This window comes from Methanococcoides methylutens (assembly GCF_000765475.1).
Taxonomy (GTDB): domain Archaea; phylum Halobacteriota; class Methanosarcinia; order Methanosarcinales; family Methanosarcinaceae; genus Methanococcoides; species Methanococcoides methylutens.
Window position 1 is genome coordinate 34,676 of record NZ_JRHO01000013.1, and the last position, 24,964, is coordinate 59,639.

The 24,964-nt window shown below is 41.6% G+C and carries 27 protein-coding genes; 12 read left to right on the forward strand and 15 right to left on the reverse strand.

The window, feature by feature from the left end:
- Positions 1–17: 17 nt before the first annotated feature.
- Positions 18–971, reverse strand: a complete 954-nt coding sequence (locus tag LI82_RS12905) for a hypothetical protein (RefSeq protein ID WP_048194302.1) — start codon at positions 969–971, stop codon at positions 18–20.
- Positions 972–1,625: 654 nt separating this feature from the next.
- On the opposite strand from LI82_RS12905, the gene modA reads away from it, so the two are divergent.
- Positions 1,626–2,438: a molybdate ABC transporter substrate-binding protein gene (modA, locus tag LI82_RS06380; RefSeq protein WP_048194304.1), complete on the forward strand. Its 813-nt coding sequence runs from the start codon at positions 1,626–1,628 to the stop codon at positions 2,436–2,438.
- Positions 2,439–2,640: 202 nt separating this feature from the next.
- Here the strand turns inward: modA and LI82_RS06385 are convergent, their stop codons facing one another.
- Together LI82_RS06385 and LI82_RS13620 are read right to left on the reverse strand one after the other, a co-directional pair.
- Complete coding sequence (locus LI82_RS06385) at positions 2,641–4,233, reverse strand: sodium:solute symporter family protein (protein WP_048194306.1); 1,593 nt, start codon at positions 4,231–4,233, stop codon at positions 2,641–2,643.
- Position 4,234: 1 nt separating this feature from the next.
- Positions 4,235–4,354, reverse strand: a complete 120-nt coding sequence (locus tag LI82_RS13620; RefSeq protein WP_330217372.1) for a symporter small accessory protein — start codon at positions 4,352–4,354, stop codon at positions 4,235–4,237.
- 302 nt (positions 4,355–4,656) lie between these two features.
- On the opposite strand from LI82_RS13620, the gene LI82_RS12450 reads away from it, so the two are divergent.
- The gene (locus LI82_RS12450) at positions 4,657–5,562 is read left to right on the forward strand and encodes a cache domain-containing protein (protein ID WP_081955763.1); all 906 of its coding nucleotides are present in this window, start codon (positions 4,657–4,659) and stop codon (positions 5,560–5,562) included.
- 176 nt (positions 5,563–5,738) lie between these two features.
- The gene (locus LI82_RS06400; protein ID WP_052402780.1) at positions 5,739–6,647 is read left to right on the forward strand and encodes a cache domain-containing protein; all 909 of its coding nucleotides are present in this window, start codon (positions 5,739–5,741) and stop codon (positions 6,645–6,647) included.
- A 45-nt stretch (positions 6,648–6,692) separates the two neighbouring features.
- On the opposite strand, the gene LI82_RS06405 is transcribed toward LI82_RS06400, so the two are convergent.
- The 6 genes from LI82_RS06405 to LI82_RS06430 are packed head-to-tail and all read right to left on the reverse strand — an operon-like array spanning position 6,693 to position 10,372.
- On the reverse strand, positions 6,693–7,373 hold the full coding sequence (locus LI82_RS06405) for a hypothetical protein (protein WP_160174957.1): 681 nt from the start codon (positions 7,371–7,373) through the stop codon (positions 6,693–6,695).
- Positions 7,374–7,420: 47 nt separating this feature from the next.
- Complete coding sequence (locus tag LI82_RS06410; protein WP_048194309.1) at positions 7,421–8,149, reverse strand: DUF1673 family protein; 729 nt, start codon at positions 8,147–8,149, stop codon at positions 7,421–7,423.
- Position 8,150: 1 nt separating this feature from the next.
- Entirely contained in the window at positions 8,151–8,735 is a 585-nt protein-coding gene (locus LI82_RS06415) for a DUF1673 family protein (RefSeq protein WP_048194310.1), read from the reverse strand.
- On the reverse strand, positions 8,736–9,476 hold the full coding sequence (locus LI82_RS06420; protein WP_048194312.1) for a DUF1673 family protein: 741 nt from the start codon (positions 9,474–9,476) through the stop codon (positions 8,736–8,738).
- Positions 9,477–9,509: 33 nt separating this feature from the next.
- Positions 9,510–9,929 carry a DUF1673 family protein gene (locus tag LI82_RS06425; protein ID WP_048194314.1) on the reverse strand — a complete coding sequence of 140 codons (420 nt, stop codon included), beginning with the start codon at positions 9,927–9,929 and terminating at the stop codon, positions 9,510–9,512.
- Positions 9,926–10,372, reverse strand: coding sequence for a hypothetical protein (locus tag LI82_RS06430; RefSeq protein ID WP_048194316.1), 447 nt, complete (start codon positions 10,370–10,372; stop codon positions 9,926–9,928). The genes LI82_RS06425 and LI82_RS06430 overlap by 4 nt, the downstream gene beginning before the upstream one ends.
- Positions 10,373–10,630: 258 nt before the next feature.
- On the opposite strand from LI82_RS06430, the gene LI82_RS06435 reads away from it, so the two are divergent.
- The 3 genes from LI82_RS06435 to LI82_RS06445 are packed head-to-tail and all read left to right on the forward strand — an operon-like array spanning position 10,631 to position 11,609.
- The gene (locus tag LI82_RS06435; RefSeq protein ID WP_081955775.1) at positions 10,631–10,921 is read left to right on the forward strand and encodes a PLDc N-terminal domain-containing protein; all 291 of its coding nucleotides are present in this window, start codon (positions 10,631–10,633) and stop codon (positions 10,919–10,921) included.
- Complete coding sequence (locus tag LI82_RS06440; RefSeq protein WP_048194317.1) at positions 10,918–11,292, forward strand: DUF4064 domain-containing protein; 375 nt, start codon at positions 10,918–10,920, stop codon at positions 11,290–11,292. Before LI82_RS06435 ends, LI82_RS06440 begins: the two co-directional genes overlap by 4 nt.
- Entirely contained in the window at positions 11,289–11,609 is a 321-nt protein-coding gene (locus LI82_RS06445) for a hypothetical protein (protein WP_048194319.1), read from the forward strand. The genes LI82_RS06440 and LI82_RS06445 overlap by 4 nt, the downstream gene beginning before the upstream one ends.
- Before the next feature lie 74 nt (positions 11,610–11,683).
- On the opposite strand, the gene LI82_RS06450 is transcribed toward LI82_RS06445, so the two are convergent.
- Both LI82_RS06450 and LI82_RS06455 read right to left on the reverse strand, forming a co-directional pair.
- Positions 11,684–12,205: an O-acetyl-ADP-ribose deacetylase gene (locus LI82_RS06450; RefSeq protein ID WP_048194320.1), complete on the reverse strand. Its 522-nt coding sequence runs from the start codon at positions 12,203–12,205 to the stop codon at positions 11,684–11,686.
- 84 nt (positions 12,206–12,289) lie between these two features.
- A complete protein-coding gene (locus tag LI82_RS06455; protein ID WP_048194322.1) occupies positions 12,290–13,549 on the reverse strand; it encodes a GntP family permease in 1,260 nt (419 codons plus the stop codon).
- A gap of 59 nt (positions 13,550–13,608) precedes the next feature.
- Here LI82_RS06455 and LI82_RS06460 point away from each other — a divergent pair, with 59 nt between their 5' ends.
- On the forward strand, positions 13,609–14,694 hold the full coding sequence (locus LI82_RS06460) for a (Fe-S)-binding protein (RefSeq protein ID WP_048194324.1): 1,086 nt from the start codon (positions 13,609–13,611) through the stop codon (positions 14,692–14,694).
- Positions 14,695–14,831: 137 nt separating this feature from the next.
- Here the strand turns inward: LI82_RS06460 and pyk are convergent, their stop codons facing one another.
- From pyk to LI82_RS06480, 4 genes are all read right to left on the reverse strand, one after another.
- Positions 14,832–16,253 (reverse strand): pyruvate kinase, encoded by a 1,422-nt coding sequence (gene pyk / locus LI82_RS06465; RefSeq protein ID WP_048194606.1) that lies wholly within the window; start codon positions 16,251–16,253, stop codon positions 14,832–14,834.
- 114 nt (positions 16,254–16,367) lie between these two features.
- Complete coding sequence (locus LI82_RS06470; RefSeq protein WP_048194326.1) at positions 16,368–16,625, reverse strand: hypothetical protein; 258 nt, start codon at positions 16,623–16,625, stop codon at positions 16,368–16,370.
- A gap of 143 nt (positions 16,626–16,768) precedes the next feature.
- Positions 16,769–17,188, reverse strand: a complete 420-nt coding sequence (locus LI82_RS06475) for a hypothetical protein (RefSeq protein ID WP_236622690.1) — start codon at positions 17,186–17,188, stop codon at positions 16,769–16,771.
- A complete protein-coding gene (locus LI82_RS06480; RefSeq protein ID WP_081955764.1) occupies positions 17,185–18,078 on the reverse strand; it encodes a rhomboid family intramembrane serine protease in 894 nt (297 codons plus the stop codon). Before LI82_RS06480 ends, LI82_RS06475 begins: the two co-directional genes overlap by 4 nt.
- Positions 18,079–18,443: 365 nt before the next feature.
- Between LI82_RS06480 and cdhA the strand changes: the two genes are divergently transcribed.
- The 5 genes from cdhA (at position 18,444) to cdhD (ending at position 24,964) form a co-directional block, all read left to right on the forward strand.
- Positions 18,444–20,852, forward strand: coding sequence for a CO dehydrogenase/acetyl-CoA synthase complex subunit alpha (gene cdhA / locus LI82_RS06485; RefSeq protein ID WP_048194329.1), 2,409 nt, complete (start codon positions 18,444–18,446; stop codon positions 20,850–20,852).
- Positions 20,853–20,854: 2 nt separating this feature from the next.
- Positions 20,855–21,370, forward strand: coding sequence for a CO dehydrogenase/acetyl-CoA synthase complex subunit epsilon (cdhB, locus tag LI82_RS06490; protein WP_048194332.1), 516 nt, complete (start codon positions 20,855–20,857; stop codon positions 21,368–21,370).
- A 62-nt stretch (positions 21,371–21,432) separates the two neighbouring features.
- Positions 21,433–22,842 (forward strand): CO dehydrogenase/CO-methylating acetyl-CoA synthase complex subunit beta, encoded by a 1,410-nt coding sequence (gene cdhC / locus LI82_RS06495; protein ID WP_048194334.1) that lies wholly within the window; start codon positions 21,433–21,435, stop codon positions 22,840–22,842.
- Between the two features lie 12 nt (positions 22,843–22,854).
- Positions 22,855–23,607: an ATP-binding protein gene (locus LI82_RS06500; protein WP_048194336.1), complete on the forward strand. Its 753-nt coding sequence runs from the start codon at positions 22,855–22,857 to the stop codon at positions 23,605–23,607.
- Positions 23,608–23,647: 40 nt separating this feature from the next.
- Positions 23,648–24,964 carry a CO dehydrogenase/acetyl-CoA synthase subunit delta gene (gene cdhD / locus LI82_RS06505; protein ID WP_048194338.1) on the forward strand — a complete coding sequence of 439 codons (1,317 nt, stop codon included), beginning with the start codon at positions 23,648–23,650 and terminating at the stop codon, positions 24,962–24,964.

Consider the following 24,964-nt stretch of genomic DNA (forward strand, 5'->3'; position numbering starts at 1 on the left):
GATTTATGCTGTATTATTTATCCTTGTTTAGTGCGAAAAAACATACCTACAATTAATAGGGCTAACATTGAAAGTCCAAGTGTAAAACTGGGTGTTGTGTTTGAAGATTCAGTTGCTCCAATTCTATCTAACATGGCTTCATAATGCCACTGTGTGTCACTTTCTAACATGTTTTCCATTGATTCCCAATATGCAATATTTGATTGAGTTACATCTTTTTCATATTCCAAAAATGACACATCATCGCTTTTATAAATGTTCCATTCTGAGTCGCTAATTCCATACTTATAATTGTTATTCAAAATTGTGCTATAAATTATAGGAGTTCTTTCAATAGCATTGTTTATTTTGGGTAAAGCCTGTTTTTCGATATAGTAAGCTTTTTCTTCAGCTTCAATTATCTTTTCTGCATCTTTAAGTGTTCCACCAGATTTTATTCTTGTCTGGATATCAATTATTTCTTCAATTACCTCAACTTTGTTTTCACAAATGGTTTTCATATCAAGCGAAATATCTGCGGCTTCTTTTGCATTTTGTTTTTGTTCTTGTGTATTTGCAATATCCCGAAGATCAATCCAAAAATTGTAATCTTCTTCAAGGGATACAACATCTTGCCTGTAAACGTCCGCATTCTGCATATTTAAGCTGTAACTTTCCTCATCAAACAAATAGTAAAGAGCTAAATCATGTTTTATTAGGTATTTAGCTACAGGTTCACTTGTAACTAAATCACCACTATTCGCGTCAATAACAATTTCAGCTTTTACATTGTCTCCCTCAGAGATTGTACAAACATAATACATATTGTTGTTATATTCATATGGCCCATATGCCTCACATAGTTCTCCATCATAAGTATAAGATGATGTTATTTTTGAAGCTTCATATTCACTTATTTGTGCTGCATTTGCCGAAAAAGAACTCAATATTAGAATAAAGAGAGCTATATTTAATATTTTCCAAATATTCATCAAATTTCTCCATCAAAGGCTATAAAATAATTGAATGTGTTATCATAATATGAATTATATAACACTTCTTATTTTTGTTTGGTTGCTTAAAAAATAAAATAATAAAATTTGATAATAATTAGTTACTAAATATAAACCAAACATTTTTCAGAAAAAAGTTAACAAGTAAATAGGACAACTCTAAAAAATAAACAATGTTCATCTTTAAATATGAAATTTTTGGGAGTTTGGTTTTTCGTGCTTACCTATATCCCCGATTTTATGTGTGGGGATATATACAACGTGAAAAAAGTGTACGGGATAGTGTTGTCCCCTTGCACAACCCTGATCAAAACGTCTAGTAAAAAGGAAACTCGTTTTTTTGTACGCTAGATGACAATGATAACTGTATGAATATTTGATATTCTACTTATTTTCTAGTTTTCCTAGCAACTTTCAAATATATTCATATAAGTTACATTAAAAGAGCCTCTGAACTTTATATAAGCACAGATACAATTCAAAAATTTTATATACTACTGTACAGTTACCAATTAGCGTTCGGTTCAGTTAAACATAACGCTCTTGCTACCATTTATAGAAATAAAGCATGGAGTCTGATGAATAAAATTTCAATCTCTATACTCTAAGTATACGAAAATGAAGGTGCTTTTTATGAATACAAGAAATCAAACGTTAATGGTTGCCATAGCAATCATTATTGTCATAGTTCTTTCGGCTTTCTCAATTAACTCGAATGATGACGAACAGAAACCGACCTCCATCACCATATCTGCATCAGCAGTGTTGACTGAAGTTTTCACAGATATGGAAGAAGAATTTGAGGCTGAAAATCCTGATATAGATGTCATAATGAACTTTGCAAATGCTGGTTCTCTAAGGATGCAAATTGAAGGAGGGGCACCTATAGATGTGTATGCTCCAGCAGATAGAGTCCAAATGGATATTCTGGCTTCTGATGGATTCGTTTACAACGATTCCCGAAAAGACTTTGCAGGTAGTTACCTTGTGATAATAGTTCCAAAAGGCAATGTTCTTAACCTAACAACAATGGAGGACCTTTCAAAGCCTGAAGTAAAAAAGATAGCATCCACCGATACACAGATTTCAACAGTGGGTAAGTATGCAAAACAAACGCTGATTGAAAATGGCTTATGGAATAACGTGCAAAATAAGATGATAGTAGGTGACACGGTAAAATCCGCAATGGTTCATGTAGAGAGGGGAGAAGTTGATGCCGGATTTGTCTTCATGACAGATGTCAAGACTGCAAAACCAGATACCATAGAAGTGATAAATTCTGTACCGATGAGTGAAACTATTTATTATCCCATAGCTGTAGTTACATCAACCCAACACCAGAAAGAATCACAGATGTTCGTAGATTTTGTCACGGGAGAAAAAGGTAGCTCAATATTGGATCAGTACGTTTTCACAATTCCAAAACATGATTTAGAAGGTATCTAATAAGGTCTTTTTTTGTGGTTAGATAGATTTCCTACAATATATCGTTTATCACGTTACCTATATCCCAAAACAATCATGCGGGGGATTTGATTCGAACTTAATACAATAATATCTAAAGGAAAAATAAAATAAAATAAAATAAAAAAAGCCAGATGCAGGCTTTGAGATCGCCTGCAACTCATAATATCCCAGTAATATACTCTCAATTCTTAGTTCCGTAGCACTTCTCAAGGTGATCCACTGCTGGTGGGGTCGTAACAAGACTTACACCAATTGCAACCAGCATTGCCAGAGGGGTTGCCACAAGGATCGGATCAATAACTGTCCATGTGCCTGTGAGCAATGTCTCTGTGCCAAAGAGTGCCTGACAGATTCCAAGAGGAGCTGCTTCTTTTGCATGGACGAAAGTTAGCCAGAAAAGGCTGCTGAAAGTACCAACGATAAGACTTGCAATTGCACCTTCTTTTGTCATTCTCTTCCAGAAGAGTGCACCCATATAAGTTGGGAGGAAAGCTGCTGCACAAAGTCCGAAGAAGATCGCAGTAGCCCTTGCAATGATGCTAATAGGCAAAATGTATGCAAGGATAACACTGACCAGGATGGCCACTGAGATACCGATCTTTGTAACATCCACGGTCTTTCCTGCATTCCCTCTCATCATGAACTCGCGATAGAAGTCGTGTCCGATGGCTGTTCCCATTGTGTGGAACTGTGAGCTAAGGGTTGACATTGCAGCTGCAAGCAAGGTGATCATGAAGACGATGACGAACATCTCAGGCATTGCAGTGTTGATGTATTCAGGCATGATGACGTCCATGTTTCCTTTTGCAACTTCAATGGCAAGCATTCCGGTAGTATTAAAGAAGTAAACGTTTGAAAGTCCACCTACAATGTATGCGACACCTGCCATCATGAAGATGAAAGGACCACCAGCGAAGACTGCCCTGTTCAGGGATTTCTTACTGTCAACGGTCATGAACCTGACCGCAAGCTGTGGCTGTGCAAGCACACCTATGCCAACACCGAGGATGATGGTTGACACCATTGTCCACCAGATGGGTGAACCGAAGGCCGGCATTGCTGTCCATCCCTGATGGCCACCTGCAGCCAGGTTTTCAGGTACAAGTGGTGCAAGATTAGTGAGTGCCTGATGAGCTTCAACGATACCGCCAAGCTTTGCATAGGTAAGTGCGAGAAGAACTGCCATACCACCAAGCATAAGGGTTCCCTGCAACGCATCGGTATACATAACAGCAAGCAATCCGCCTGTGATAACATAGGCAGCAACAATAACTGTCAGGATAAGGACAGCAATATTATAGTCAACGGAAAGTGCAGTTTCCATGAATCTTGCACCACCGATAAGGACAATTCCTGCATAAAGAGGCATGAACAAAGCGATAAGAGCTCCGGAATAACCCTGAATGAAACGTGACTGGAACCGTCTTCCCAGAAGTTCAGGGAATGTAACAGCATTAAGGTTCACGCCAATGCTTCTTGTCCTTTTTCCAAATACGACAAAAGCGATGAAAATACCTACAAATATGTTCATGAATACGAGCCAGAGGGTTCCCAGGCCAAGCGTTCCTGTCACACCGCCAAAACCGATGATCGCAGCTGTACTGATAAATGCTGCACCATAGGAAAGTGCGAGAATGTAAGGATTGACCTTCCTTCCTGCGAGCATATAGTCGTCGACCTCTTTAGTTCTCCTGTATGCAAGCCAGCCGCAATAGAAAACGGCGAGCATATAGATCAGGACAAATATTCCCAGGGTTGAAGTACTGACCGCCATCTTAGCACTCCTCGTCCTCTTCTTCGTTCCACTTTAAAAGCCCATATACCATACATCCCAGTGCACTTACGATGCACAGGACATAGGCCAACCATATCTGAGGGTCATCAATACCTAACATAAATACCACTTGCCATTTTTTTGTTTGACGCTTGCTAACATGTAGCAAGCTCGGATAATGGTAATTGTTAACAAGGACCATACTTTAATGTTTCGAAGTTATTCGTAAAAAATAATACAATTGATTGAATGTAAACAGACATCAATGGAGCTAAAAGTGCATAGACGTTTTAGAGTGAACAGACTTGGGTTGTGAGCATATCGTAAAGGAAAAAATGATGAGTGCGTAACAAAACACCACATAATAAACTTTAGAAATATACAAATATAGTAAAGCTCTATTAGTGTGCCTGTGATTATTCGATGAAAAAAATAACAGGCATTTTAATTTTTATTCTACTTATATCAACCCTGGGGATGGGTTGTGTTGAATCAACTGAAGATACGGACGCCAGTGAACAGGAAGATATATTGCTAGCAGAAGAGCAGAGTGAGCTATATTCCCAGAAACAGGAAAGAATAGACCTGGTCAATGCTGCTATTGAACTTATAGATGAAAAAGGAGAACTTGCATTTCCTGAATTCAGAGAAAAGGACAGCCAGTGGTACAATAATAATTCCTACATCACCGTCTGGAAGACTGAAGGAATACGTGTTGTCTTCCCTCCTAAAGTAAGTGGTGAAGGCGGAAGTGTGCTCGATCTTGAAGATTATAACGGTGAACCATTAGGCAGGATGATTATAGACACTGCTTTAAGCGAAGATGGCGAGGGATGGGTAAATTATTACTGGCCAAAACCAGGTGAGACCGCTCCTTCCAAGAAATCTACTTTCGTCAAGAGAACTACCATCGGTAACGAGACATATCTTGTGCATTCCGGCTTTTACGTCAATGACTACACCTATAATAAAAACCTTGAAGACATTGAAGATATCAACCACTTTGGAGAAGCAACCATTAGAAATCTGATCAACCCGAACAGAGTTGATATGGGTCTGGATATAGACTACAGCATTGCACATTTTATAATTAAACCAGGTGATTTCCTTGAGCCCCTTATTATGAAGAACCCGGAAACATATTATGTTCTTGAGGGTGAAGGTATTCTCTACATAGAAGATGTGCCGTTTGAACTTAGGAAAGGACAACTTGTCCTTGTACCTGAAAACGCAAAGCAGCACATGGAGAACACCGGAGATGTTGACCTCGAGTTCCTTGCTATAAACGAGCCTGCCTGGAAACCAGAGCACGAGATAATTCTGGAGTGATTTCTCACTCCACTTTTTTAAAGAAGTAGGCATTAGTAACTTTTACAGATAACCGGATCTTGTATTTAATTTGGAATGAAGCAGAGAAGAGATAAAAGAACATCCTTGCTTTTTTGTTGATCTATTATATGTAAAATTTTAAACTTTCTCCTTAAATATTCAATAGGTTTGATAATATGAGTGAACTAAAAAAGATACTTTGCGTTCTGTCCATGGCAATTCTGTTGCTGGTAGCTGCAGGCTGTGTGCAGCCAGATAATACAGAAATGAGTGAACAGGAAGATCAAATCATCATAGAAGCACATAATGAGCTATTATCCCAGAAACAGGATAGAATTGCTCTGGTCAATGCCGCTATTGAACTGATCGATGAAAAAGGAGAGCTTGCATTTCCTGAATTCAGAGAGAACAACAGTCAGTGGTATCATGATGATTCCTACATCACCGTCTGGAAGGCTGAAGGAATACGGGTTGTTTACCCTCCTAAAGCAAGCGGTGAGGGCGAGGATGTGAAAGATCTTGAAGATTATAACGGTAAACCGTTCGGCAGGATGTTCATAGACACTGCTTTAAGTGAAGAGGGTGAGGGATGGGTCGATTATTACTGGCCAAAACCTGGCGAGACTTCTCCTTCCAAGAAGTATACATTCGTCAAGAGAACTACGATCGATAACCAGACATACCTTGTGAATTCCGGCTTTTATCTCGATGACTACATCTACACCAATGATCTTGAAGATCTTGAACACTTCAGCCGTTTTGGAGACGTGTTTATTGGTAATTTATTCCACCCTGAAACAACTGATAAAGAACTGGAAGTCAATTACAGTATTGCTCATGTGATAATTAAGCCAGGTAAGTCCATTGAATCTCATATGATGAAGAACCCCGAGGTATATTATGTCCTTGAAGGTGAAGGTGTGCTTTACATAGAAGATATGCCAGTTGAGCTGAGCAAAGGAAAGCTTGTCCACATACCTGCAAACTCAAAACAATCCACGGAGAACACCGGACATGTTGACCTTGAATTCTTTGCTATAAACGAGCCTGCCTGGGCAGAGGGGAATGAGGAAATGGTGGAGTGATCCACCATCACCCCTTTTCTTTTAACACTTTCAAAGGAAGGCATTTTACGGTGTCTTCCTGTAATGCTCAATCGCATCCTGTATTTCGGATGCTGTCACCTCATCAGTTATAAGCGAATAATAAGGGCTCAATTTATACCATTTCTTATTTTTGTATTCGATGTATAATTGTGTATCCAAATTGTAGTAATCTTTTTTCTGTTTTTGATATGCAAAAAGGGATAATGGCAACAGTGGGACCATTGATATAATTGTTCGCCATTCCCCCAGCATAACCATATGTGTGACGAATGCAAAAATTATTAGAAAAGCTATGATTTTCAACATCAGGAGTGTTTTCTTTGAGTGCTGTACAAGCTTGTTGGCAATGATGGAACCAATCTCACTGTGGTTTAATGTAATTTTTTTAAGCCCGATGGAACTTAAATGCACACCAGAACCATTGACCAAAATACTTGCCTGAAAGCTCCTGGCCACAAGGAAATAGCATAAAAGATACGTCACTGACAGAATTATCAAATAATTCAAAAGACCAAGACGTGAAGGAAGGCGAAGCAATACACTAAATCCTATCATTAAGAAAGCAGTGTACAAGTTGCTATTGGTTGGAAAGATTACGTTAGCAGATTGGACCTGTCGAACATTAACTGTTTTACCCAAAGAACTTGCAGACTGGAAATCCGGTGAGCAATTTTTTTGCGTTTGTCTAAACTCTATATCTTTCATCGGACACCACCCCATCATTTTCTTAATATTTTCTGCAAAACTATCAATCATTTCTCCAATATCTCCTTCAGAGTTTGATACTCAATATCATTTCTTGGAAATAGCGTGATGGCCTTATTTTCAGCATGTATCTTAATCGCTTTTGGACAATGGGATCTCCGATGATTTTTATAAACCATATATATATAAAGAAAATAAGGGAACACAACCATTGTGGTATTTGATCTTATGTCTTCCAATAATAGAGATTTTGTTGACAAGTTGTATAAGTACCGGGTATGCACAAAAAAGGCCAGTAGCATAACTATAATGAGAACAATATAGAGCGGCTTTTTCCTGTACACGGTATTGTCAATAGTCTTTACTTCTTTAATCTTCTGTTTTGGAATGTTTATCGGTTTGAACAGAGGTGTTTTTATCATCAGTATTTCGGAACCAATGGAAACCCGGTTGTGATCGAACAGGAAGAAAAATGCCATCAACATAATGAGAACTAACACAAGGATAAGATGGCCTACCGGTGTTATGGTAAACTGATCGTTAAAAACTAAAATCAGAAAAGACAAACTAAGGGTGAGTAAAATCGTTAACTGACGCCAATCTATCATTTGGAGGGGAATATCTTTTTCTTTGATTGATTGGTTATCCATTTGACTCAAATTCCCATTTTCAGATTTTAAATCCGGTGAGCAGTTGTTTTGAGTCGGTTTAAACTCTATATCTTTCATTGGACACCATCCCATGACTTTACGTATAGTTTCGATTAAAACAGTCATTTTATTCAGTCCTGAGGGTATTGATATCCACAGCAAAAAAGGATATTTTGTGAATGATCAATGTCTTCCCGTTCTTCTGCTCCCAATAGAGCACTCCGAGGATTTTTATCCAGACAAAGAGCATGGTACCCGATACAAATGCCATTCCTCCGGTAATATTAGTTACCAAAAATACAACGAAAGCAATCAGGCTAATAATAACCAGAAATGTTATCGCTTTTTGTTTTCGGGTGGTTTGTGGTTGTACGCTCCCTCTGCAAGCAGCCTTATTAAATCTGTGCCAGTCATTCATTCCCATGAGAAAATGGAAGAACAAACCACTGATGGCGCCTATGAGGTACATGTCCAGATTAACTTTTCCATACTCATCAAAAGTAAAAACAGCCAGATACATGAGCAACAGTAATTCCATTAAGACTCTGTTGTGGTATTTATTCCACCACCCGTTATCCCTATGAGTCCTTTTACCTCTGTTATTAGGCGTATTTATTGCCAGATTCTCGAATTGTACTGCATTTCGGGCTTCCATGGCACCCACATTTGGACACCATCCCATCATTCTTTTGACACTTTCAAAGGATACCATTTACTGTGTCCTCCTATAATGTTCAATAGCATTCTGTATTTTAGATGCTGTCATCTCGTCTGTCATAATTGAATAATCAGAAGTAAGTTCATACCATCTTGTATACCGATTTTTGTTTTCATATTTGATGGATAATTGTGTATCTATGTCGTGATATTTCCCATTCAATTTATGTTTTACAAGTAAATATCCGGGCACTAATGAGGCAATTGATATGATCATTTGCCACTCACCGCGTATCGTTGCTGAATAAACAGCCAATGAAACAAGAGCTGATAGTGGTATTGCCAGTAGTAGAATGATCAGAACTGTAGATCTAATACGCTTATTTGCTCTGACTGATCTTATTTCGTTGTACTTTAATGTAATATGCTTCAGCTCAAAAGATTGTAAATGAATCCCACTTTCATCAATTAATACGTTTGATTGAAGAAATTTTGTTACAAGGAAGTAATATATGAAATACATTGCAACGATGGTAGGAATCAGGATTGTAGAACTCTCACCCCTGACTAAAAACAGAACCGCATTTAAAACTGATACAACGATAATGAAAAACAGGGAAGTATTTGCAGGGAACATCACGTTTTCAGATTGAACAAGTTCAATATTTGATCTTCTGGAAGGTTCGAGTGAAGTGTTTACAAAATCAAGATCCTGATTTGATCTCAATTTCATTGAAGGTGTATTCGGGCACCATCCCATGACTTTCCGTATAGTTTCTGCCACATTTATTGTCATACCAAATCCTCAACTTCTCAAACTGTTCCTCTGTCAGTTTTGTAGGTTCGTCTTGTTTTCCTGAATCTTTACCAGATAGTAATACAACACTGCACCTATGAAATTCAGGATTATCAGGACAGCCGACCAGATCAATTTATCATATTCGCCTTTACCGGGAAAACGATCTGTGCTTCTTTGCAGACAGTCGGCTAACATGAAAAACCAAAAAACAAGGGCCATTGCAATGATTCCCCATAATAGCTGACCGATGTGAAATGTGAATACGAATATCGCGAAAAATACTATAAGTCCAACGATTGTCCATTCTGAATTTCTTTTATTCACCTTTCCTGATGGTTTCAGTGAAGTGTTTGCAAAATCAATCTGCTGAGATGATTTTAATCTCCCCATATTTGCATTGGGACACCATCCCATGATTCTCCGTATCGTTTCTGCCACATTTATTGTCATACTAACTCCCTCAACTTCTCAAACAGTTCCTCTGCCAGTTTTGTTGGATCGTCCGTTTGTTCGAGCTTGATCTTCATCTCATCTGCAAAATCCCAGAGCAATTCCATGCACTCCTTGTACCTGCTGCATTCATTGCAATCTCCCTCGTGCTCATACCACACCTGAACACCATATTTTTCAGACACAAAGATCAAGGCATCAACATTCAGGGGAATTGACTGACCGAACAATATTCCTCTTTCAATGTTCATACTCTCCACATGAATCTGGTTTGATCTCGCCATCTCAAGCAATATATTTTCAACACGTTTGTCCATGCCAATAAGTGCCCTGGATACTGCCTGTCTGGATATGTTGAATGAGTGTGCGATATTGATGTTGCGGGATCCACTCCTTCGCAGTTTCCAGAACTCGAACTGTTTATCTCCTGTTGGAAGGAACATATGTCAACATATGTATGTTTACTATAAATACATTGCTAATTTATTTTGCTATTATACAAAACAAATCGTCAAATGTATAATTAATTTCATCTCATGCAACTATTAATGTATGTCTCTAATAATCAAAAATCCCATTAAACTTAATAATTTGATGAAATGGACATAAAATTATTATAATGAAATGCTCTGCTATAAAGTAAAGACGTTTAAAATGAATAAATGATGAAATTGAATATAATCAGAAGGGAAGGCATGCAAATGAGCAAAAGTGATTCAGAATGGATGCTTGCCGGACTTATTGTATTCTTTGCGATAATTGTTTTTGCATATCACATAGGCCAACCGTTATGGGGAATCATCTTAATAGCCCTTGTTTTCTGGATATTCATGTTGGTCGACTGTATACAAAGGAGCATAGATCGTTTTCCTGGCAAAGGTGATTATGATAAACTTATCTGGTCGGCTGCCTTAATTTTTCTGAATTTTATAGGTGCGATCTTGTATTACTATCTGGTCAGGAAGCAGGATATCATTGGAGAAATATCATGAGCAAGGAAACTGCAATAATATTGGGGGCAAGTGGAGGAATCTTCGGAGTTGCTGCTTCTGCAATTGCATTTTTGGTTGCAGCGTACAATTTCGGATTTGGAAGCAGGATAATAGACTATGCTCCCAGTCAGGTTTTTGGAATTGCAAACTTTATAGTCTTGGGTTTAGGTCTCATAGCACTGGCATTGAGCATGATTGGAATTGCAGGCTCGGTTGTTGCTAGAACGGAAAAGAAGAAAGGTGCTAAATTAATGCTGGCATCAGGTATATTTGGTTTCTTCCTGCTCTTTGCATTGTGGATCATCCCGGGAATACTGCTAACTGCCGGTGGAATTATAGCAATGAGGGATATCGGGGAAGAAATGTCATGAGCATAAAGGTTGAAACCGCGTTGGGATTTGTTGGAGGATCCTTAGGAGTAATCACATCATTGGTCATATTCTACGACACGATGTTCGCACTGTCTGATTCTTTGCTGGCAATGGTATTTTTTGGGCTGGTTTCACTGGTAGTGGGTTTGGTAGGAATTGCCGGAGGAAATATTGCCAGAACTGACATGAAAAAAGGAGGGAAATTAATGCTTGTATCCGGCATAATCGGATTTGGCCTATTCTTCTGGATGTGGTGGATAATTCCCGGAGCTTTACTTACAGTTGGCGGAGTTCTTGCAATATGGGATGAAAATTAAATTAATCACATCAACCAGCCCCCCATTACAACACAGATAGTGAAAATAGGAATGCAAATCTTAACCCTTCCCTTTTATAATGCCATTTCCTCTAGAGCACGGGAATAGCTCTCAAAAGCTCTTTCATTAAAACAAACTAAAAGAACCTTCTCGATAGAACTACCTTTTCCAAGAAAACCAGCGATCTCAGCTAACGCGATTCTGGAAGCCCTATCTACAGGGAATCCGTAAGCACCTGTGCTTATTGATGGAAAGGCGATAGTTCTCACACTATTCCTTACCGCTACTTTCAGGCTGTTGCGATAGCATCGAGCCAGCATTTCATCTTCCCCGGAAGTTCCTCCCCTCCATATCGGACCGACGGTGTGTATCACCCACTTTGCAGGAAGATGATAACCGGAGGTGATCTTTGCCTCTCCTGTTGGACAGCCCTTCAGGCTCCTGCATTCCTCAAGAAGCTCAGGTCCCGCTGCAGCATGGATAGCACCATCCACTCCGCCACCTCCCAGAAGGGAATTATTAGCAGCATTTACGATGGCATCAACATCCAGTTCTACAATATCACCTTTGATCACAACAACCCTGTCAGACAGCATAGATTATAGTTTGGCCTGATGGGATTTTAGAATTGTCCTGCTTTTTCTTTCTTTTCCTTTCCGCTTTGTTCCTTAATCAAGGCTTCAGCCAAGCACGAAAAGTACCATGGCACAGCAGAAGATCAGAATCCCGGCACCTGCAAGAGGAAGCGTGAACCTGCGAACGACAGTTGGTATAGAATCTCCTGTAGAGCGTTGTATCAGCCAGAAATAAGGGTCACTGACATATGAAACGACCAGTGTGCCGGCTGAGATCATCAGTATGAGAGGGATCGTTGGAATTGAAGCAACAATATCTGTGCCAGCGAGGATTGTTGCTGTGATGACTGCTGTGACCACACGGGAGCCCTGTGCCGTCTGAATGAGGACTGCAAGTACGAAGGGTATTACTACAACCGGGAGAATGCCGGATATCAATGCAAAGACCTCATCCGGGAAACTGCTTGCCGATATTACGAAACCAAGGGCCCCTGCGCCACAGAGGTCAAAGAGTATGATGCCTGCATTCTTTGTCCCTTTCTCAAGTGCGAGCCTTCGTGGCCCTTCGCTTACCAGCAGAAGTGAGGCGAATACTGAGATCACAAGAGCGATGTTCACGTCACTGATCATTGATAGCGGTGAGAACAAATAGCCTATTGTGATCAGGAGGACTGGTAGTGCAATTGGTAGCCAGATCTTCCATCTGGGAATGGATAACATGACTGGTTCCACCAGTCCTTCAAGTTCCGGAACCGGGTGTTGCTGGCCTCTGCTAAGCCTTTTCGAGACAACGTAACCGATGCCTAGCAGGAATATGGAAAGAGGGACTGTTATTAGATTGATGCTGAAACTCTCTGATGGCGGGACGCTGAAAGTCGTGGTCATGCTATAAACAACCGGCAATGGCAAAATGAGCACGAATGAGAGAACACTTCCAAAGGCTGCCATGTAGAAAAGCCTTCCATTTGATGAATGTTCCTTCTCCATCTGTTCAATAAGGGGAAGCATCACCACATATGCAGTAAGACAGCACATGAGTGGAATGGAAAGAAGGTAGCCTACAACTCCTGCAGCCATATCAGGTGCTTTGATGGCTCGTTTCACATCATCCACGATCCTTTCAATAAAGTGTCCGTGTCTCAGGATCTGGGCTATCACTGCTCCACAATATATGGGGATTCCCAGAAGAGAAAATATTCGACCGGCACCCCCGGTAACATACTGCACCAGCCATTCGGTCATGCCATTGAGTATTCCAAATATGAATGTAGCTGCTATCAGGGTAAGGAAAGGGGTGACGTGAAATCTTATAGTGAGGATACTGATGAAAATAATAATAAATATAAAGATGAGCAGCGATTCCATACAAGGCTTGATGTATCAGAAGATATATGATGCCATCGGAAGATCAAAGGAGCAATAATATGGATGAAGACCTGCTTGCTGTGGATTATTGTATCGATTGTGGAAAATGTTATGATGTTTGTCATATTTCAAAAGTGACGGACAACAAGTATACTCCAAGATCGAAGATAATGCTGCTGCAGAAGCTGCTCGATGGAGATGAACTTGATCAGGAAGAAATTAATGATATTTATCTTTCAACCCGCTGTGGTGCCTGCGATGATGTATGCCCCGTGAACATTCCGATCACAGATATTATCCAGAGGGAAAGAGCAATACTGGCACAACATGGAAAAGAGCCTGCTAGGACATCACAGATATGCAGGAATATTCTAGAAGCAGGAAGTCCGGGAAGGAAGGATGCTTCAATTCGAAATTCCTGGATCAAAGACGAACTTGAGCTTAATGATAGCTCTGATGTGGCTTACATGGCAGGTTGCTGGATAGCATTTGCACATCAGGATATCGCCAGCTCCACCATTAAGATACTCAATGCAGGAGGTATAACTCCAATGGCTATTCCGGAAGAGAAATGCTGTGGTCTTTTCCTGATAGACAATGGCCATCTTGAAGAAGCTAAGGAATATGCAAAAGAGTATGTTGAATATCTTGAATCCCTCGGGATAAAAAAGGTCATTGCTTCATGTCCGGGATGTTATCTTGTTCTTAAGGAAGAATATCCGAAGCTCTTCCGTGAACCTGAATTTGAGGTCATATATTCACTTTCACTTTTCGACCAGCTCATTGATGAAGGAAAACTCATTCCAAAGAAGCTGAACAAGACCGTATCCATAAGGGATGCCTGTGCAATTATGGAAATGTCAGACATCCCAAGAAAGATCCTCTCTGAAATGGGAGTTGAGGTCAGGGAGATGTTCGACAGAAAAAGAGCATGCTGTGGTGGTCCTGCCGGAGTGAAACCAAATTTCCCGGAAATTTCATCGAAGACTGCAATGCTTACCATCGAACATTTCAAGGACACTCCTGATGGAACTGTTTCCTACTGTCCGTTCTGTTACCATCATCTGGAAAACGTGTGCCAGGAAAAAAATGAAGAGATGGATATGCGTGACATCTCACTACTGCTTTTGGAGAGCATACTTTGAATTTGAATAATTGATGGCTTAATAGAAGGCTACTTTAAAATTAAACTTCAATTTAGTTAGTAGCCATCCAGTTGGTCAGCAAGTAAAAAGTAAGCGGATAAGTTGGCCAACCGAGCAGCCAGCTAAGTAGTAAGTAATTAAGTCAATTGTATGATCTTCAGAAGGTTTGTACCACCTTCATGGCCCTGGGTCAGGACGATCATATCTTTGGATTTGCCTATGCCCTTTGCTCTCATGGTATTGTTTACCTTATCTTCAAGGCCTTCAAACCCATCCATCACTTTGATGGGATATACGCCATAGGAATATGCCAGCTGCTCACATGTCAGGTCCAGATGGCTCATGGCAATTATCCATTCTTCTGGCTTGAACCTTGAGATGCGTCTTGGGGTGCCACCGGAATACGTAGGTGTGACAACATATTCTATGGGAAGCCTGTTGATAGCTTCGTGTACCTGAAGTGAAATAACATCACTTATGTTCATGATGGTCTCATCGATGCCTTTTCTGATAAGGTCAAGGCCAAAGCTTTTCTTTGTCCGCCACTTCTCTGTCTGCTTTGCTATATTGACCATTGTCCTTACGGTCTCGACAGGGTATTTTCCAACGGCCGTTTCACCGGATAGCATTACAGCATCGGTTCCGTCAAGGATGGCATTTGCCACATCAGTAGCCTCGGCGCGTGTTGGTCGGATATTCTCGGTCATTGATTCAAGCATGTGGGTTGCAGTTATTACCGGTATCCCGCGAAGATTAGCTTTTTGGATCAGCTCCTTCTGGACTATCGGGACCTCTTCTATTGGGATCTCTACGCCAAGATCACCACGTGCGACCATCAGTCCATCTGTCATGTCAAGTATGCCATCAATGTGCTTCAAGCTCTGGCTTCTTTCGATCTTTGCCACAAGGAAGACGGAATGGCCCTTTTTCTCAGCATGATATCTTACTTTCTCTATATCGGAACCACGCTCGATGAAAGATACACTGAAACAATTGACTCCTTCACCTAAGGCAAAATCCACGATCTCAAGATCCCTTTCTGTAACAGGATCAAGTAAAAGATCAGTTCCTGGCAGGTTCACACCTTTATGGGAGGAAAGCAGGCCTCCTACAACGACCTCACATTCAGCTTCATTGTTGCAGACACCACTACATCTCATCTGGATGAAGCCGTCATTGAAGTAAACATCTGTGGTCTTTGCAATACAGTAAGGAAGCTTATCAAAATCTACAGGTATCAGATTTCCTGAGCCTACGATCTTATCCGTTGTCAGTTTTATCTTATCTCCTTTCTGTAAGGTAAGAGGCTCATCCTGAAGCTGACCTACACGGATCTTTGGGCCAGGAAGATCTGCCATAATGGAAATGACAACATCCAGTTCTTTGCATAGCTTTTTGATCGTACGGATGACTTTTCCATGGCTTTCAAAACTGCCATGGGAAAAGTTGATCCTCGCAACGTTCATTCCATTCAGTATAAGTTCACGCAAGACCTCTTCCGATGAAGAAGCAGGTCCTATGGTGCATACTATCTTGGTTTTGTGATCAGGCAGCTTCAGAAAAGTCATACTCTAATTATACATTGGCTGCCTTAAAGCATTAACTATGTGGAATTTATTTTTTAGTATTAAATATATAATTAGTTATTTCATTAAAAAAAGAATTGAAAGGTATTATTTTGTTTCTTCGGATTCGGACTGATACACAATTGAATCCCTTGCATATGTTCCACGCTTTTTGGAAGGATTGGACTCAAATAGTTCGCCCATTTCCAGAGAAAGCCCGGTGAACCTTTCATGAAGCATATTAATGTAAGCTGTCAATTCAGTAATCTGACCATCCAGGTCCATGATCATTTCATCTTTTTCCTGCAGTTGACGTTTAAGCCCTTCGATCTGTCTCTGAATTTCCTTGAATGGATCATTTTCCATAAATAGCACCTCTTAAGAGATCATGAATAATAGATAATCGAAATTTGATGTATCTTTAATACAAGCTTAATGGATAAAGCTTATTGTTCGTTAAAATGTATGGGAATTTTTTAAAAATACTATTCGACATTATAAAAAAAGGTTTACAATATTTCTCCAAGAAACCTTCTTTTTGCACGTACTTCTACAGGTCGGTCTTCAAGCCTGAAATGGTTGATGGCCTTTTTCCCCTGTTTTTTTCTTGTATAACGCAATTCTCCTCCGTAGAGGAGAAAATCATTCATTACATCTTCGAACTGGATGCGTTCTGTGTGAGATAGTTCTATTACACTTATTCCATCAAGAAACCAATTGTATACTTTAAGAAGAAATACCTCACGCACACGTTTAAGCTTTTCAGGATCATAATTGCATGGTGCAGTAAGGTAGATGGTCCTTTTAAGTTCAGGTGACCATCCAGCGATCTTTTCTTCCAGTTCAATAAATTGTATGGGGATTTCCTCCCCTTCTTCTGGTTTTGGCCGGTATCTTGAAAGGTGGCGTTTATCAGTTTTCAGATTCACCACCTTCGAGGATCATACTCTGCTCTTCTGCGTTGTTTTCTGGAATTCCTGATCCGAAGTCCCATGTAAAGTCCAACCAGAACACCACTAAGATGAGCGGTATGGGCGATCATGTCAGGAGCTCCTATCAATGCAAAGTCAAGCAGTACAAAGAGCATGAGGGCGTATTTTATCCTCATTGGTATGAAGTATACATATACCTGCATATCCGGGGCTAATATAGTTAGTGTGGCGAAAACTCCCATGATGGCACCACTGGCTCCGACCATAGGATAGTAGCTGACACTGGTGGTAAGTGCATATCCAATGGCTGCAACAACTCCCGAAATGAAGTACACATACAGGAACATGTCTTTTCCTATACGTTTTTCCAGTTCTCTTCCAAAGAAGAATAGTACCAGCATATTGAAGAATATGTGCCCGAAACTGGCATGCAGGAACATGTGTGTTATCAAGGTCCATGGTTTCAGGAAAACAGTGCTCGGGACAAGCTGGAATAGTTCCACATAACCTGGTATCAGCTCAAGGAAGAATGAAATGATGCAGATGAATATAATGGCCATTGAAGGACTTGTTGATATTGATGACCTTGTCCTGTGAACTGCACCTGTGGCTGCTCCTTTTGCAGCAGTTTTGGCTGCATCTTTCATCATATTCTTTATAACGTCATCAATTTCCGTTCCCGCTCCGTATGCCTGACCTCCGGTAGTGCTTCCGTTATAGTTTCCTGATGTTCCGGAAGTCCCTGAAGAATATCCTGCATTGCGATCAAGTCCCTCGCAGGCATGTCTTTCAGGAAGTCTGTGGTCTGAGCAGAATGTCTTACCACAATGACGACAGGTAAACATCATAGGTTCCTGTTTGCCACATATCCAGCATTTATTATCCAAAGTATCCTCCCGATCACAAATTACATTATTATGATCTAATATGTCAATATCTGCTATCAAATAAAATGATTTCTAAAGGTACGTCCAAACATAGGATATTATATTTAACTGTGAGCACGATTTTTATAATTTAATGGGTTTGCATATCGTTTTTAGTTTTTGTAACGGTGTAAACTCACAAAAGAATTATCTAGTATAATCATGACAAATAGCCAAAATATTTATATATGAGATTCACATACTAAACCCACATTCAAAAGACTATATGTCAGTTATTACGTTTTAGATAATTCGTAACACCCTCGGGGAATAGTCTATATACCCCTCTAACTATGAAATGTTCAATCCAGGAGGAGAGAAAACATATGAGTGAGCTAACTACAGGTAGCTTTTCTATCGATGACCTTGAAAATGTTCAGATCACCATCAACAACATTGTAGGTGCTATTGAAAAGGAAGCTGAAAGCATTGATGCTGAAATGGGGCCTACAGTTAAGCCCGGTGTCTCATCACTAAGAGATTGGGATCACAATATTCTGGACAGGTACAATCCGGTCTATACTCCAATGTGTGACCAGTGTTGTTACTGTACTTTCGGACCATGTGATCTTAGCGGTAACAAAGAAGGAGCATGTGGTATCAACCTTGAAGGCCACAATGCACGTGAGTTCATGCTTCGTGTCATCACAGGTGCAGCAGCGCACTCCGGACACGGAAGACATCTTCTTCACCACCTGATCGACCTGCATGGAAGGGATTTCGCTCTCGATGTTGGTGCTACTAATATTATTGCTCCAAATGTCCAGCTTGTCACAGGTGTTCAGCCAAAAACGCTCGGAGACCTTGATGATGTTCTAAGCTATGTTGAAGAACAGCTTACGCAATTGCTTGCAGCGATTCACGTGGGTCAGGAAGGAGCAGCAATTGATTTCGAATCAAAGGCACTTCATGGTGGTATGCTTGACCATGTTGGTATGGAGATCTCAGATATCGCACAGATATCCTGTCTCGATTTCCCCAAATCTGATGAGGAACCACCTCTTGCTGATATCGGAATGGGATGTCTTGATGCTTCAAAACCCACACTGATCGTTATCGGACACAACGTTGCAGCTATCACTGATATCATTGATTACATGGATGAAAAGGGCCTTAACGATAAGATGGAGCTCGGAGGCCTGTGCTGTACTGCACTTGACATGACTCGTTACAAAGCAGGCGACAGGACCCCTCCACGAGCAAAGATCGTTGGTACTCTTGCAAAAGAGCTTAAGACCATCAGGTCCGGAATTCCTGACGTTATCATTGTCGATGAACAGTGTATCCGCGCTGATGTTCTTGAAGAAGCAAGTAAGCTCATGATACCTGTCATTACAACTAACGACAAGGTCATGTACGGACTTAAGGACCGTTCCAATGATAGCATCGAAGACATCATTGAAGACCTTACCACCGGTAAGGAGAAAGGTGTTCTCATGTTCGATTATGAGAAGCTCGGAGAGCTTGCACCCCGTCTTACCATGATGATGTCCGAGATAAGGGAACAGAAAGGTATCAAGGCACTTCCTACAGAGGAAGAGCTAAAGGAACAGGTCGACAAATGTGTTCACTGTCTTGCCTGTGAGGTAGCATGTCCTGATAACCTGCCAATAAGCGAAGCAATGAAACTCGCAAAAGAGGGTGACTTCGCAAAGTTCGAGTGGATCCATGACAAATGTATCGCATGTGGACGCTGTGAATACGCATGTCCAAAGGATATCGATATCGTTAACGTTATCGAGAAATCTTCACAGCATTTGATCAGTGAAGAAGTTGGAAAAGTTCGTGCCGGTAGAGGACCTATCAGTGATCCGGAGATCAGGGAAGAAGGTGTTAACCTTGTTCTTGGTACAACACCTGGTATCATTGCACTTGTCGGATGTTCCAACTATCCTGATGGTACGAAGGACCTTTACACAGTCGCAGATGAAATGCTTAGAAGGAACTACATTGTTGTTGTTTCCGGTTGTTCTGCAATGGACCTTGGTATGTACAAGAACGAGGATGGCCAGACACTTTATGAGCAATATCCTTCAAGGTTCAGGAGCGGAGGCCTGATGAACGTAGGTTCATGTGTTTCCAACTCCCATATCACCGGAGCGGTCATCAAGGTCGCAGCTATCTTTGCACAGAAGAATATCTCCGGTAACTATGAAGAGATCGCAGATTATACACTCAACCGTGTTGGTGCTGTTGGTGTTGCATGGGGTGCATATTCCCAGAAGGCAGCTTCCATTGGAACAGGCTGCTCAAGGCTTGGTATCCCGGTAATTCTCGGGCCTCATGGTTCAAAGTACCGCAGGGCACTTATCTCAAAGCCTTATGAGGAGGATAAGTGGAGTGTCTACGATGCAAGGGATGGAAGTGAAATAAAGATCCCGGCCGCTCCGGAATATCTGCTTACTACTGCAGAGACCGTTGAGGAAATGATGCCAATGCTTGCAAAGAGCTGTATCCGCCCAAGTGATAACAACATGGGAAGGATGATCAAACTGACACATTACATTGAGCTTAGCCAGAAATATCTTGGTGTCATGCCTGAAGACTGGTACAAGTTCGTCAGGACAGAGACAGATCTTCCGCTTGCAAAACGTGAAAAGCTGCTTAAGATACTGGAAGAAGAACATGGTTGGGAGATCGACTGGAAGAGGAAGAAGATCCTTTCAGGACCAGTGATGAAATCAGATGTTTCAGCACAGCCGACCAACCTTAAGAGACTTTGCAAGGAGGCTTAATCATGGTCGACGTAATTAAGAACACGCAGATGCACTGCTCATATGGCTGCAAGACCTCAAAAGCGGTCCAGCCAAATGTTGCAGGAAAATTGATATCAAAATCAAAGCGCCCTCTTTTCGTTGTAGGATCCCAGATCCTCAAAGACGAAGAGTTGTTGAAACGTGCTATTGAGATCGCAAAGAAAGCTGATATGCCGGTAGCTGCTACCGGCCATTCTATCAAGGGCTTCGTAGATGCAGGTGTGGATGCAAAATACATCAACGTCCACGCTCTTGCAACATATCTTTGTGATCCTAACTGGACCGGTCTTGATGGCAAAGGCCAGTATGACACAATAATTTCACTGGGACATTTCAAGTACTATATCAACCAGGTATATTCAGGTCTGAAGAGCTTCTCTAAACTCAAAACTATCTCTATTGACAGACATTATCTCCAGAATGCTACCATGTCTTTTGGTAACATAACTCCGGAGGTCCACGTCGAAGCACTGGATGAACTGATCGAGAATTTATAAGACCCGACAAAATCACATAAATCATATTACAAACATTAGGTTACAATTACGGAGGACAAAATATGGCAGAGGAATTCCCCTTTGAGATATCCCCTATGTTCGAAGGGGAAAGGATTAGAAAGGACGGCATGCATGTCGAACTCTCAGGACCGAAATCAAAAGGTTACGAGCTTGTAAGAGCTACACCTATGGATGAAGTGGAAGATGGTAAGTTCACACTTATCGGTCCTGATCTTTCAGAAATGGAAGAGGGATCAAGACATCCGTTCGCAATGATCTACAAGATCGCAGGAGAACTTGTGGAAGAAGACCTTGAGTCTATAGTCGAACGTAGGAACCACGATTTCCAGAACTACATCCAGGGCTTAATGCACCTGAATCAGCGTTACGATGTATGGATACGTGTCAGCAAGGATGCTGTGGCTAAGGGCTTAACATCCTTTGAGCCAATAGCACAGGCTGTTATGATGCTCTTCAAGAACGAACTTCCATTCATAGAGAAGGTCGAAGCTGTCTATGTGACAGATCTTGCAGAGATCGAGAAAGAGATGGACAACGTAAAGGCCATCTACAAGTCAAGGGATGACAGGACACGTGACCTGCACGATGAGGATGTAGACACATTCTATGGCTGCAGTCTCTGTCAGTCATTTGCTCCATCCAACGTCTGTGTTATCACACCAGACAGGATCTCACTTTGTGGTGCTATTAACTGGTTCGACGGCCGCGCAGCAGCAAAGGTCGATCCTGAGGGTCCACAGTTCGCAATCCCTAAGGGCGATGTGATCGATGCTGAATCCGGTGAGTTCTCCGGTGTGAACGATATCGCAAAGTCACTTTCAAGCGGTGAATATGACCGTATCAAACTTCACTCTTTCTTTGAATATCCGCACACATCATGTGGTTGCTTCGAGGTAGTAGGTTTCTACATACCTGAGGTAGATGGTATTGGCTGGGTAGACAGGGATTATGCAGGCACTGCACCAAATGGTCTTCCATTCTCTACAATGGCAGGTCAGACCGGTGGTGGAAAACAGGTAGTTGGTTTCCTTGGTATAGGTATCAATTATTTCAGGTCACCAAAGTTCATTCAGTCTGATGGCGGATGGGATCGTGTTGTATGGATGCCAAAACACCTGAAAGATCGTGTGCTTTCTGACATACCTGCTGATATTGCTGATAAGGTTGCAACTGAAGAAGATGCTCCGGATCTTGATTCACTGAGAAGTTTCCTTACTGACAAGGAACATCCAATAGTCGAGAGATGGGAAGCAGAGGAAGAACCTGAGGCCGAAGAAGAGGCAGAGGAAGAAGCAGCAACATTTGCAGCACCGGCTATGATGCAGGCAGCAATGCCAATGCAGGGTATGCCAATGATGATGCCACCTTCATCCGGAACTGGCGGTGTCAAGATCATCCTCAAGAATGCAAAGGTCAGCATAGACAAAGTGATTATCCAGAAAAAGGAGTAAAAGAGGCCTTCTGTGACAAAAGTAATTGCAATAACAGGTAAGGGTGGAACGGGGAAGACTGCAATAACCAGTCTTCTCATCCGCCATCTTACAAGAACTGATAAGCTTGTCCTCGCTATCGACGCAGACCCGGATACAAATCTTCCGGAGACCCTTGGTTGCGAAACTATCAAGACAGTCGGTGATATGAAACAGTTCATGCAGGATGAAAGGGACAATTTCCCTCCTGACATTAACAAGGAATCCATCTTCGAATCAAAGATCTATGAGATCCTTGAGGAGATGCCAAAGTACGACCTTATCGTAATGGGTCGTCCTGAAGGCTCAGGATGCTACTGTTATGTCAATAACCTGCTTCGTGGTATCATGGACAAGGTCGTAAAGAATTATGATGTTGTCATTCTCGATACGGAAGCAGGTCTTGAGCATTTCAGTCGTAAGATCATTCGTGATGTTGATGATCTCATCGTGGTTACCGATGGCTCAAGGCGTGGTCTGAGGACTGCCGAGCGCATAAGGGAACTTACCGAGGAACTTGAGACCAATATAAAGAATATCTATGTTGTTGCGAACAAGGTCACAGATGTCAATAAGGAAGAAATCAAGAAAACTGCAAAAGATCTTGATCTCGAACTCATCGGAACTGTTCCGATGGACAGCATGATCGCAGAAAGAGACCTTAAAGGGTTACCCCTTTTCGACCTTCCCGACGAGTCTGTTGCTGTACAAGAGGTTGGAAGGATCGCAGAGAAACTTGGTTTGTAAGAACTTTCATTACTTCACTTAATTAAATGGTGGAACTCATATGTCAAATAAGATGAAATTATCAGGTCTTACTGATATCCTTAAAGATCTTGATGTCGAGTCACTTGAAGGAGTGACCATAGAAGGAGACATTGAGCTTGATATCAGTGGAGGCGGAGGTCTTAATCCTGCTATGGCCTATGCACTTGGTCATGAAGCTGCACAGATCTCATTACATGTCGCAAATATCGCAAGGATGCTGGGATACCCTGTAGACCAGCTTTTCGCTGCATCCATGGGCGGACTTCCACAGGCACCTGTAGCCGGACAGTCCAGGATACAGGACCTCATTCCTGCAAAGTTCGATGTTTCTAAGATGAGCGAATGGGCAACTCCTATTCAGGAAGTGACCCTTGGTGCTACATCAGCAGATGGTGGTTCAAGGAAGAGCACTGTCACTCTTGGTGGAGAGAATGCACTTCCATATTACTTCGATGCTGAAATGCCACATCGCAACTACGTTACAATGGATGTCTTCGATATGCCTATCGGAATGGCAAAATCTGTCAAAGGCAACTATGAAGATGTTATCAACGATCCTGCAGAATGGGCAAAGAAGGTCGTACGTGACTTCAACGCAGATATGGTAACAATACACCTTATCTCAACAGACCCTCTGATTAACGACACTCCTGCAAGGGAAGCAGCAAAGGTCGTAGAGGATGTCCTTCAGGCAGTTGACGTACCTATCGTCATCGGTGGCTCAGGTAACCCGCAGAAGGACCCCGAGGTTCTTGAAAAGGCAGCTGAGGTCGCAGAAGGCGAGCGTGTGCTTCTGGCATCTGCAAGTCTCAACCTTGATTACGAAAGGGTTGCAAAGGCTGCAACAGACCATGGTCATGCAGTACTTTCCTGGACACAGCTTGAGATCAACGCACAGAAGGAACTCAACAGGAAGCTCATGAAGCAATGTGGTGTCCCAAGGGACAGCATCGTAATGGACCCAACAACTGCAGCTCTTGGTTACGGTCTTGATTATGCTTACACTAACATGGAACGTATAAGGCTTGCAGGTCTTATGGGTGATGAAGAACTGACATTCCCAATGTCTTCCGGTACTACCAATGCATGGGGTGCCCGTGAGTCATGGATGAAGGAATCACCACTCAACCAGGATTCCGACTGGGGTCCACGTGAGTACAGAGGTCCTATCTGGGAGATCGTTACAGGTCTTACACTCTCACTTGCAGGAAACGATATGTTCATGATGATGCATCCAACATCTGTACAGGTTCTCAAAGAGATCACACAGACACTCTATGGTTCCATTGAGGCAGATGAGATCGACATTACCAACTGGATCGGAGCGGAGGTGTGA